This is a genomic window from Pseudomonas sp. W2Jun17, assembly GCF_023127795.1.
Taxonomy (GTDB): Bacteria; Pseudomonadota; Gammaproteobacteria; order Pseudomonadales; family Pseudomonadaceae; genus Aquipseudomonas; species Aquipseudomonas synxantha_A.
The window spans coordinates 73,760-84,817 of the sequence record NZ_SPKO01000031.1; the positions used below are offsets into that span (position 1 = coordinate 73,760).

9 protein-coding genes, 1 tRNA gene and 1 pseudogene are annotated in these 11,058 nt (G+C 58.5%); 5 read left to right on the top strand and 6 right to left on the bottom strand.

The annotated features are described in order from the left end of the window. Positions 1 to 807, bottom strand: coding sequence for a cytochrome c (locus E4O98_RS19340; RefSeq protein WP_148852839.1), 807 nt, complete (start codon positions 805 to 807; stop codon positions 1 to 3). A gap of 651 nt (positions 808 to 1,458) precedes the next feature. Here E4O98_RS19340 and E4O98_RS19345 point away from each other — a divergent pair. The 3 genes from E4O98_RS19345 (at position 1,459) to E4O98_RS19355 (ending at position 5,646) form a co-directional block, all read left to right on the top strand. After that, the gene (locus E4O98_RS19345) at positions 1,459 to 2,664 is read left to right on the top strand and encodes an acetyl-CoA C-acetyltransferase (RefSeq protein WP_032879889.1); all 1,206 of its coding nucleotides are present in this window, start codon (positions 1,459 to 1,461) and stop codon (positions 2,662 to 2,664) included. A gap of 16 nt (positions 2,665 to 2,680) precedes the next feature. Further along, entirely contained in the window at positions 2,681 to 4,828 is a 2,148-nt protein-coding gene (locus tag E4O98_RS19350) for a 3-hydroxyacyl-CoA dehydrogenase NAD-binding domain-containing protein (protein ID WP_148852837.1), read from the top strand. 92 nt (positions 4,829 to 4,920) lie between these two features. Beyond that, positions 4,921 to 5,646 (top strand): amidotransferase, encoded by a 726-nt coding sequence (locus tag E4O98_RS19355; RefSeq protein ID WP_032879891.1) that lies wholly within the window; start codon positions 4,921 to 4,923, stop codon positions 5,644 to 5,646. Here the strand turns inward: E4O98_RS19355 and E4O98_RS19360 are convergent. The 3 genes from E4O98_RS19360 to E4O98_RS19370 form a co-directional block, all read right to left on the bottom strand. After that, positions 5,643 to 6,614, bottom strand: a complete 972-nt coding sequence (locus E4O98_RS19360; RefSeq protein WP_032879893.1) for a magnesium and cobalt transport protein CorA — start codon at positions 6,612 to 6,614, stop codon at positions 5,643 to 5,645. The two genes, E4O98_RS19355 and E4O98_RS19360, sit on opposite strands and share 4 nt — an antisense overlap. 157 nt (positions 6,615 to 6,771) lie before the next feature. Continuing rightward, positions 6,772 to 7,515 carry a 1-acylglycerol-3-phosphate O-acyltransferase gene (locus E4O98_RS19365; protein ID WP_248136006.1) on the bottom strand — a complete coding sequence of 248 codons (744 nt, stop codon included), beginning with the start codon at positions 7,513 to 7,515 and terminating at the stop codon, positions 6,772 to 6,774. Positions 7,516 to 7,727: 212 nt separating this feature from the next. After that, positions 7,728 to 8,420 (bottom strand): crotonase/enoyl-CoA hydratase family protein, encoded by a 693-nt coding sequence (locus tag E4O98_RS19370; protein ID WP_248136008.1) that lies wholly within the window; start codon positions 8,418 to 8,420, stop codon positions 7,728 to 7,730. A gap of 321 nt (positions 8,421 to 8,741) precedes the next feature. Here E4O98_RS19370 and E4O98_RS19375 point away from each other — a divergent pair. Next, positions 8,742 to 8,831: transfer RNA gene (locus E4O98_RS19375), tRNA-Ser, on the top strand. Between the two features lie 85 nt (positions 8,832 to 8,916). Here the strand turns inward: E4O98_RS19375 and E4O98_RS19380 are convergent. Beyond that, positions 8,917 to 9,186: a short-chain dehydrogenase gene (locus E4O98_RS19380; RefSeq protein ID WP_148852832.1), complete on the bottom strand. Its 270-nt coding sequence runs from the start codon at positions 9,184 to 9,186 to the stop codon at positions 8,917 to 8,919. Between the two features lie 317 nt (positions 9,187 to 9,503). On the opposite strand from E4O98_RS19380, the gene E4O98_RS19385 reads away from it, so the two are divergent. Then, the gene (locus E4O98_RS19385) at positions 9,504 to 9,962 is read left to right on the top strand and encodes a DUF2442 domain-containing protein (RefSeq protein WP_228308848.1); all 459 of its coding nucleotides are present in this window, start codon (positions 9,504 to 9,506) and stop codon (positions 9,960 to 9,962) included. Between the two features lie 59 nt (positions 9,963 to 10,021). On the opposite strand, the pseudogene E4O98_RS19390 reads toward E4O98_RS19385, so the two are convergent. Beyond that, positions 10,022 to 11,008 (bottom strand): annotated as a pseudogene (locus E4O98_RS19390) (EamA family transporter); the annotation flags it as partial. Positions 11,009 to 11,058: the final 50 nt, after the last annotated feature.

Genomic DNA, 11,058 nt, shown 5'->3' on the forward strand with positions numbered 1-11,058 from the left:
TTAAGGTTGCTGTTTACGCCCCGCCATATGCTGCAAATACCCCACCAGCAAATCCAGCTCGTGGTCTGGCAACACGCTGGCGGCAAACGCCGGCATCTTGGCCTGTGGCCAGTGCCTCAGGCTTTGTGGGTCGCGGATGTAGCGCTTGAGGAAATCGCCACCGAAATACTCGGTCGGGTTATAGGGAATATTCAGGTCCGGCCCCATTTGCGCATCGCCGGCACCATTGAGGCGATGGCAAGCCATGCAGTTCTTCTGGAATAACGCAAAGCCTTGGTTCACCGGGTCATCCGCCGCCAGCTTCGGGTCGGGCAGCAACGCTGGAAAGCGCTCGGCGACCGTCTGCAATTGCTTGATCGTGGAAATCTGGAAGGGCCATTGTTCCGGGCTGATATGCCCGGCTTGGGGGTTGGTCCACACCAGGTAGAACGGCCCGGCGCTGGGTTTTCCTTGCGCCAGCGCCGGCCACGGATGGGCCGGGTCTTCCACGGCCAGCCAGGCGCGTGCACCGGTTTTTTCCAACAAGGGCGCGGCGGTGAGTTCGGCGGCAAAGCCATCAAGGGCAACGGCTTGCAGGTGGTTCGCAGGCTTCAGGCCCGGCAGGAGTACCGCCAGGGGCACCGCGCGATAGGTCATGTCGCGCTTGTAAGACACGTCGTCGACGATTTGTACGTCCTGCGCCTCGGGGTGCTTGAGCAACTGCGAGGTCTGCCAGGTCTTGCTGGCGTGGTCCAGCTCAATGGTCAATTGCGCAGCCGCAGCGGGTAGGCTCAGCAAAGCAGTAAAAAAAGCGAGGATCAGTTTCAAGGCACAGGCCCGACGATAAATGGCGATAGCGCACAAGATACCCGAAACGCACAGGTAAAAAGACAGCGCCCGCAACGGTAGCGCTAAGCGCAGTATCCCGGCAGGTGCTGCCAAACGCTGCTGGTCCGGTGCTGTGTGAGCACGAAGACCGGGTGCTGGATCGTCACCCGATAACCTTGGTTAAATTGGGCAAGATCAGAATCAGTGTGGTGGCGAACAGAATAAGTCCCGCCTGACGTACTTTCGAATGTTTGAACATGGCTGACTGCCTATTTGTTGTTATTCCTGAGCGTCAAATGCGTGCCGGTTTCTTTCAGTATCGCGAGATGACATTGCACTTTTCTTACAACTGCTCCAGCAAAACCCGGCAGCAGTGTCCTACAGGTTCAACCTTAGAGCGCCCGATCTTCTTCGCTTAGATCCATTTCATATCAGCTAATCAGCATTTGCGCTAAAAACGGCATGAGGCTTATTGCCATCTTGGCGCGAGCCCTAGGGCTAGACAGCTAAAACGATTAATCAGGTAATTCCCGTAGCTACCTACCGTTCGTCCGAGCGAGGGGGTCAAAAGCAATGAGCGCATCCGTCATTGAAACCGTGTCAATCGGGCCTAAGGTAGGGGGCATACACCCACAGCGGTTCGAGGATGTCATGACCCAAGCTTTGATCTTTGATGCGATACGCACGCCCCGGGGCAAAGGCAAGGCCGATGGTGCCTTGCACAGCGTCAAACCGGTAAACCTGGTGGCCGGCTTGCTCACGGCGCTGGCACAACGCAGCGACCTCGACACCCGCCAAGTGGATGACATCGTCCTGGGCTGCGTCACGCCGGTGGGCGACCAGGGCGCCGATATCGCCAAGACCGCCGCCCTGGTGGCGGACTGGGACATCAGCGTCGCCGGCGTCCAGGTCAATCGCTTCTGCGCCTCGGGGCTGGAAGCAGTCAACCTGGGGGCAATGAAAGTGCGTTCCGGCTTCGAAGATCTGGTCGTGGTGGGTGGCGTCGAATCCATGTCCCGCGTGCCCATGGGCAGCGATGGCGGCGCCTGGGTGCTCGACCCGCAAACCAATATGCACAGCCACTTCACCCCTCAAGGTATTGGCGCTGACCTGATTGCCACGCTGGAAGGGTTCACTCGCCAGGATGTGGACAGCTTTGCCCTGCAGTCACAACAGAAGGCCGCCAGGGCGCGGGCGGACGGTTCCTTCAACAAGTCGTTGATCGCGGTGCAGGATCAGAACGGCATCGTGCTGCTGGATCATGACGAATTTATCCGCGGCGACTCGACCCTCGAAGGCTTGGGCAAGCTCAAGCCCAGCTTCGAAATGATGGGCCAGATGGGCTTTGATGCTACCGCGCTGCGGGTCTACAGCCATGTGGAACGCATTGACCATGTGCACACACCGGGCAACAGCTCCGGCATCGTTGATGGCGCGGCATTGATGTTGATCGGCTCCGAGGCCAAGGGGCGCGAGTTGGGCCTGCAACCGCGGGCGCGCATTGTCGCCACGGCAGTCACCAGCACCGACCCGACCATCATGCTCACCGGCCCCGCACCCGCCACCCGCAAGGCGCTGGCCAAGGCCGGCCTGCGGGTAGAAGACATCGACCTGTTCGAAGTCAACGAAGCGTTTGCCTCGGTGGTGCTCAAGTTCATCAAAGACATGGGCATCGACGCCGCACGGGTCAACGTCAACGGCGGCTCTATAGCCATGGGCCACCCGTTGGGCGCCACCGGTTGCGCAATCCTCGGCACCTTGCTCGACGAGCTGGAGGTGCGCCAGCAACGCTACGGCCTGGCCACCCTGTGTGTCGGCGGTGGCATGGGAATCGCCACCATCATCGAACGCCTCTGAGCCCAAGGAATTTGTCATGACCGATGCCATTCGTTACGAAAAAGGCCAGGACCAGATCGTGGTACTGACCCTGGACATGCCCGGCCAGAGCGCCAACACCATGAACGCCGTCTACCGCGAAGCGATGGCGGCCACCGTCACGCGCCTGGAAGCAGAAAAGGACCAGATTGCCGGGGTGGTGATCACCTCGGCCAAGAAGACCTTTTTTGCCGGTGGCGACCTCAATGAACTGATCAAGGTCGACAAGGCCCAAGCCAAGGATTTCCATGACAGCGTACGGGTGCTGAAAGCGCAGTTACGCCGCCTGGAAACCCTCGGCAAGCCGGTGGTGGCCGCGATCAATGGCGCGGCCTTGGGCGGTGGCTGGGAAATTTGCCTGGCCTGCCATCATCGGGTCGCGCTGGACGACAAGTCCGTGCAGTTGGGCCTGCCCGAAGTCACCCTTGGCCTGTTGCCGGGCGGCGGCGGGGTGGTGCGCATGGTGCGGATGCTGGGTCTGGAAAAAGCCCTGCCGTATTTGCTCGAAGGCAAAAAAGTCCGGCCAGCCCAGGCCCTGCAAGCCGGCTTGATTGATGAACTGGCAGCCGATCGCGAGCAACTGCTGAGAAAGTCCCGAGCGTGGATTCTCGCCAATCCCGAGGCCAGGCAACCCTGGGACAACAAGGGGTATCAAATCCCTGGCGGCACGCCGTCCAACCCCAAAGTCGCGCAGATGCTCGCCATTGCCCCGTCGATGTTGCGCAGCAAAACCAATGGCTGTTTCCCGGCACCGGAGAAAATCCTCTGCGCCGCCGTTGAAGGTGCCCAAGTGGATTTCGACACCGCACACCTGATCGAAACCCGCTACTTCACCGAACTGGTGACCGGGCAGGTGGCGAAAAACATGATCGGCACCTTCTGGTTTCAGCTTAATGAAATCAATGCCGGCAGCTCACGCCCACAGGGTTTTGCCCCTCACGTCACCCGTAAGGTCGGTGTGCTCGGCGCCGGGATGATGGGTGCGGGCATCGCCTATGTCAGTGCCTGTGCGGGGGTCGAGGTGGTGCTCAAAGACATCAATCTCGCCGCCGCCGAAAAAGGCAAAGCCCATAGCGCTGCCTTGCTGGACAAGAAAGTCAGCCGTGGGCAATTGACCGCCGAACAGCGCGAAGCCACCCTGGCGCGCATTCACCCTACGCAGGATGACGCTGACCTGGCCGGTTGCGACCTGATCATCGAGGCCGTGTTCGAAGACCGCGAACTCAAGGCCAGGGTCTCGGCCGCCGCACAAAGCGTGGTCGGTGCCGATGCGGTGATCGCCTCCAACACTTCCACCTTGCCCATCAGCGGCCTGGCCACGGCGGTGCCGGACCAAACCAGGTTTATCGGTCTGCACTTCTTCAGCCCCGTGGACAAGATGCCCCTGGTGGAAATCATCAAAGGCACCCACACCAGCGATGAGACCCTGGCCCGCGGTTTCGATTTCGTCCTGCAAATCAAGAAAACCCCGATTGTGGTCAACGACAGCCGTGGCTTCTTCACCTCGCGGGTCTTTGGCACCTTCACCAACGAAGGCATTGCCATGCTCGGCGAAGGCGTGGCCGCGCCGATGATCGAGACCGAAGCGCGCAAGGCCGGGATGCCGGTGGGGCCGCTGGCGGTGTCCGATGAAGTGTCCCTCAGCCTGATGAGCCATATCCGACAGCAAACCGCCAAGGATCTGCAGGCCGAAGGCAAGGCATTGCCGAATCATCCGGCGACAGCGGTGATTGATTTGCTGGTGAATGAATACAAGCGCACCGGCAAGGCGGCGGGCGGCGGTTTTTACGATTACCCCGCCGGTGGCCAGAAGCACCTGTGGCCAGAGTTGAAAAACCGGTTCGAACGGCCCGGCAATCGAATTTCACCCCAGGACGTGCGCGACCGCTTGCTGTTTATCCAGGCCATCGAAACCGTGCGCTGCGTGGAGGAGGGCGTGTTGATGTCCACGGCTGACGCCAACGTCGGTTCGATCTTCGGCATCGGCTTTGCCGCGTGGAGTGGCGGCGCGCTGCAGTTTATCAACCAATACGGGCTGAACGATTTTGTCGCCCGCGCTCGTTATTTGGCCGAAGAGTATGGGGAGCGCTTCTCACCACCGGCGTTGTTGCTGGAGAAAGCGGCACAGGGCGAAGTGTTCGGCTGAGCAAAATGTGGGAGCGGAGCTTGCCTTGAGGGTGTATTTCAAGGCAGGCTCTGGGGTGTGCAATATTCCCATCGCCGTGTCAGGTATTTTTTATGTCGCTACGCGTCTGCATCCTGGAAACCGATATCCTGCGTCCAGGCTTGATCGATCAGTACCAAGGTTACGGGCAGATGTTCAAGCGCCTGTTCGCCAAGCAACCGATTGCCGCCGAATTTGTCGTCTACAACGTGGTGCAGGGCGAATACCCGCCGGATGACGAGGTGTTTGACGCGTACCTGATCACCGGCAGCAAGGCCGACTCGTTCGGCACTGACCCCTGGATCCAGACTCTCAAGGCTTATTTGCTCACACGGTACGAGCGTGGCGACAAGTTGCTGGGTGTGTGCTTTGGCCATCAGTTGCTCGCCCTGCTACTGGGCGGCAAGGCCGAGCGTGCCAGCCAGGGTTGGGGCATGGGCACCCACGCCTACAAGCTGGATGCCAAGACGCCATGGATGAGCCCCGAGGTGCCGGAGCTGACGCTATTGATCAGCCACCAGGATCAAGTCACCACGTTGCCGGACAATGCCACGGTCATCGCTTCCAGCGAGTTCTGCCCGTTCGCCGCTTACCACATCGGCGATCAGGTGCTGTGCTTCCAGGGCCATCCGGAATTTATCCATGATTATTCCCGCGAGTTGCTGGAGATTCTTCAGACAACCCTGGGTGAGAAGGTCTACACCAACGGCGTGGCCAGCCTGGATCGCGACCACCACGGCGTAACCGTGGCGGAGTGGATGATGCGCTTTGTCGCACACAAGCCGGATACCGCGGCCTAAAGCCAGCCTGAACGCTTGAAGCTGGCCCACAAACCGCCACAGCCCACAGCAATAAACCCGAGCACCGCAAAATAGCCGTAATGCCATTGCAGCTCGGGCATGTTCTGAAAGTTCATCCCGTAGATCCCCGCCACCGCCGTGGGGAACGCCAGGATCGCCGCCCACGCGGCGAACTTGCGCTGCACCACGCTCTGGCGCGACGCCTCCAGCAACACACCGATCTCGATGGTCTGGCTGGCAATGTCGCGCAAGGTGGTGAGGTCTTCCATCTGCCGGGTGACGTGGATCTGCACGTCGCGGAAATACGGGCGCATGTTCTTGTCGATAAACGGAAAGCTCAGCTTCTGCAACTCTTGGCTGATTTCCACCATCGGCGCCACATGACGCTTGAGCCGCAGCACATCACGACGCAGGCCGTGGAGGTGCTGGATATCTCGCTCATTGAGTGAACTGCACAGCACATTGCGCTCCAGCTCATCGATTTCGGCGTGAATCGCCTCGCTGACCGGCTGGTAGTTCTCGGTGACGAAATCCAGCAGCGCATAGAGTACGAAGTCTTCCCCATGCTCCAGCAACAGCGGCCGCGCCTCACAGCGTTGGCGCACAAAACCGTAGGACGCCGAGTGACCGTTGCGTGCAGTGATGATGTAGCCGTTGCCGGCAAAGATATGGGTTTCGATAAACTCCAGCTTGCCGTTCTCGCGCACCGGTGAGTAGGTGACGATAAACAGCGCGTCACCGAAGGTTTCCAGCTTCGGGCGGCTGTGCTTTTCCATGGCGTCTTCGATGGCCAGTTCATGCAGGTTGAACTGGCGTTGCAGGTTGTTCAACTCCTGGGCGCTGGGCTCTTCCAGGCCGATCCACACAAAGTGTCCGGGTTTGGCGGCCCAGGCCGCGCCTTCATCGAGGGTGATATCCGAGACTTTCTTTCCGGCGCTGTAGACGGCGGCCGCAACAACTCTACCCATGGTGCTGATCACTTCTTATTAAGAGGACAGATATTGGGCAGCTTAGCCTGAATGGCGTTCCGTTGTTGCTGACTGATATTGCCCATTCCCTTGTGGAGCGAGCTTGCTCGCGAAGATCATCAACGATGACGCAGCGCTATCAGATGACCCGCGTCGCTTACACGGTTTTCGCGAGCAAGCTCGCTCCTGCAAGTTCACGGTCCATTGTTTCAATGCATGCGGTCATTTGCGCATGACAGTCCAGCATCAATTGAGGGATGTCATCCACCGTCATGCCAGTGGTAGGAATCGGCGGCAACGACCGTATCAGCACTTCCCCGCTGCTCCAGCGGTTGAGCTGCATCTGCGTTACATAATTGCTGACACACACCTGCACGATAGGCACGCCGGCCGCAATCGCCATATGAAACGCACCTTTCTTGAACGGCAACAGCCCTTTACCCAGGTTGCGCGTACCCTCCGGGAACACCCAGATCGACGTGTCCTTGTGTTGCAAGGTCTGGGTGGTGGTGAGCATGGCGCGTCGGGCCTTGTGCGCATTACCGCGGTCGATCAGCACATTGCCCGCCAGCCAGAACAACTGGCCGAACAGCGGCACCCATTTCAAGCTTTTCTTGGCGATGCATACGGTGCGGTGCGGCACTACATTGCCCAGTACAAACAGGTCGTAGTTGGACTGGTGGTTGGCGATCACCACACAGGTGCCGGGCTTGTTGCGCAGTGAGTCGACATCCGTCCTCACCTTCAGGCGCAAGATCCACATGGCTGGCAATGCGTAAAGGCGGGCGCAGAGGCGGCTGTTGTCCGGATTGAATGGCCGGCATACCCCTAAAAGTACGCCCAATACCCCTGCGATCATAAAGTGCAGGCCCATCAACAACATACGTAACAGAAAAAGCATCGAAGCGGCCCATCGGGACAAAAGGTGGCGCAGTGTACGGATGTGCACTGTATTCGGCAATTGCCCCTACAGAGGTGGGAGATAGGCGATGTTTAAGCGCATGTTTCCACATATGCCCACAAAGGCCGGCTAGAGCGGCTACGGATATGTCGGATTCATTTGTAAGAAAAAGCCCGACACTAGGTCGGGCTCGGGTAAGACGGATATAGGTGTTAACTCAGATTGTGGCCCTGATCCTGGATGATCGCATCATCCAGGGCTTCCAGCAGTGCGCGGCGCACTTTCAACTTGGTGTGCTTGTGGGCATTCATATTGATCTTCTTCAACTGACGTGCCGCTTCCAGGGCGGCTGCGTGCAATTCCTCCGGTGCCACCACCTTATCTAGGAAGCCCGCTTGCAAGGCGCCTTGCGGGTCAAACATCTCGGCATTGATCACCGACCGATGGAACGCCGACTTGCGCAGACGATCCCGCGCCAACTCGATACCGGCATGGTGCATGGTCATGCCGATCGCCACCTCATTCAAACCAATGCTGAACGGGCCTTCGACGCCGATACGGTAATCGCCCGACAACAACAGGAACGCGCCCTTGGCTACCGCATGGCCCGGGCAAGCCACAATCACCGGGAACGGGTGCGCCAACAAGCGCCGTGCCAGGGTCGAGCCCGACGTCACCAGGCTGATCGCTTCTTTAGGGCCGGCAGTCATCACCTTCAAATCATAACCACCCGACAAAATCCCCGGCGTGCCCGTGATGATCACCACCGCCCGATCCGTCACGGCCTTATCCAGCGCAGCATTGAATTCACTGACCACCGCCGGAGAAATGGCATTCACCTTGCCGTTGCTCAGGGTCAGGGTCGCGATACCGTCTTCGAAGTGGTAGGCAATCAACTCACTCATGACGCGGTTCCTTGTAGGGTTTGTTATAGAGGTAGATGCGCAGACGTTACTCACCACGCCCGCGCTGGTAAAGCGCCGTGACTGACTACCCAGTCAGGCTTTTCCTGCATCCCCAAGGGTAGACGGCCCGCAGCAGGGCGCAGCAACCGTCCCAGACGCCTGCCGCCGGTGCCCGAGAATGGCACAATCATCACCCCTTGCCGGGCGGGGAATGGCATAACCGTCTAACCGCATGAAAATTCTGAAAAAAACCTTTGCCATCAGAAAGGCTTTCGACTACATTAGCGCGCCTCGACAGACTGAACTGGTTTGCCGAGATACGGTGAAGTGTCCGAGTGGCTTAAGGAGCACGCCTGGAAAGTGTGTATACAAGAAATTGTATCGAGAGTTCGAATCTCTCCTTCACCGCCAAATTCGATGTAAACAAAACCCCTGGTTTCGAGAGAAACCAGGGGTTTTGTGATTTCTAGGGTTTGAAAAGTCCAGCTTTATCAGATCACGCGCTTGGCATATCCATTCGCCTTCCTATGACGTCCAGCAAATCGCAGCCGTCGCGCAAAGAGATGGAACAAAGCAACGCAAAATCACTGAGTACAACCGCATCACTACTGATCTCACTGCGTAGTGCGAGGTTCTCAAGGACTTGTGTAACGGCACGAACTCGATAGGTCGCAGCGTCGAGGAGTATTTCCAATGGCACGGTGGTATCGACAAAAAGGGCAGGTGTGGCGCTGTCGTTGCTGGTGAGGGCTATGTATTGGTTCATGTGTAACTCCACAAGACAAATATAAAAACAATGAGCTCTTTTCACGCTAAACCGCCAAAAATGGCAGCCGCATGAAAATAACGTCGTCTACGTTCCGTCTTGTTTTCGAGTCGCCAAACCCGGCCGCCGTATGGGCGACCGGGTGACTATAGACATTGCGATTTTGAAACGGGAGCCCCACATTTCTGCTAGAAGGGCTTGTTGTGCTCGGCACAGGCGCCGAGAAGAAAGCCTTGAAAGCTGCCCTGCTTTGGGCAAAAGCTCATATCGCTGATCTTAAGCGGGTATGGGATGAACAAAACCGGAGGGACTGACATATGACCAGCAAGCTTCGTATTTCTGCTGTGCAACCAGTTGCCGGCAAGCATGCCTTAGAGATCGAATGGAGCAACGGTAAGCGACACACTGTTGACCTCACCGATCATATAAATACTTTTCCTGTCCTCACACCACTCTTGGATTTGGCGCTATTCAGCCAAGTGGAAGTTGGTGAGTGGGGCTTTGATGTGACATGGGGTAATAACCTAGAACTGTCCGCTGTCACGTTGCACCGTCTGGCGTTGGAGCAATCTGGTGAGGTCATGCTGACCCAGGATTTCAGAAAGTGGATGCTCAGTAACAATTTATCCCTTTCCGCAGCTGCTGTTCAACTGGGCTTTTCTCGTAGGACTATCACCGCGTACAGCAGTGGTGCTGCGCTTATTCCCAAGCATGTCGGGTTGGCATGTAGGGGGTGGGAGTATGAGCATAAAGGTTACACGGGCCACCACGCTTAAACGGGCCTGTTCTCCACCAGGGCGGCCAATAGAGCGGCCCTGATACATCCGCACCGCGCTCAATGCCTATGCCGATGATGCACATCCGGAAAATGCGCATGGCTGTGCTTCATCACCGCATGCACATGCACATGGCTATGAGGCTGCGCCGGATCCCACTCAAACCCATGCTCATGCTGATGATGCTCATCATGCACATGCCAATGCCCATGTTCCGTCGCCTCATGCACATGTTCATGGGCATGCCGCTCCGTCAGGTGCAGCCACACGCCTACGGCCATCAGCGCCGAGGCAATCCAGAACGCCACGGTCACCGACTCGCCAAATACTACCAACGCCACTGCGGCACCGAGGAAGGGTGCCGTGGAGAAATAAGCCCCGGTGCGCGCACTGCCCAGCCCGCGTAGCGCCAGTACGAACATCACCAGGCTGATGCCATAGCCGAGGAACCCCACCACCAGGATCGGCGCCAATTGCGACACCCCCGGAATCTGCGTCCCGAGGTAAAGCGCCAAACTGCAATTCACCAGCCCCGCAATCAAACCTTTGGCACCGGCGATAAAGAGCGCGTCAGACGCCGACACCTTGCGCGTCAGGTTGTTATCTATCCCCCAGCACAAACACGCCAGCGCAATGGCGAGCGGCCCGGTCCAGTCCTGGCTGCCGCCGCCGGCGCCTGTCCATGACAACACCACGCCGCCCAGCACAATGGCGACCATGCCGAGCACGATGCGCCGATCTGCGTTTTCTCTGAATACGACCCAGGCGATCACGGCGGTGAGCACTGATTCGAGGTTGAGCATCAAGGAGGCGGTGGCGCCGGCGGTGCGAATCAGGCCGAACATGAGGGCGACGGGGCCGAGGATGCCGCCGAAGGCGATGGCGCCGAGCAGCCAGGGCCATTGCGATGGGGTCAACCCGGTGGGTTTCCAGCCGCGATCACGGATCAGACGTACGCCGGCAAGGCCAATACCGCTGCCCAGGTAAAGCAGGCCGGCCAGCAATATAGGCGAGAGGCCCAGGCCGAGGCTTTTGGCGAGCGGAGTGTCCCGTCCTGAATAAGGTTTACGCCTTCTGGCCTATATTCAGGAGGAGT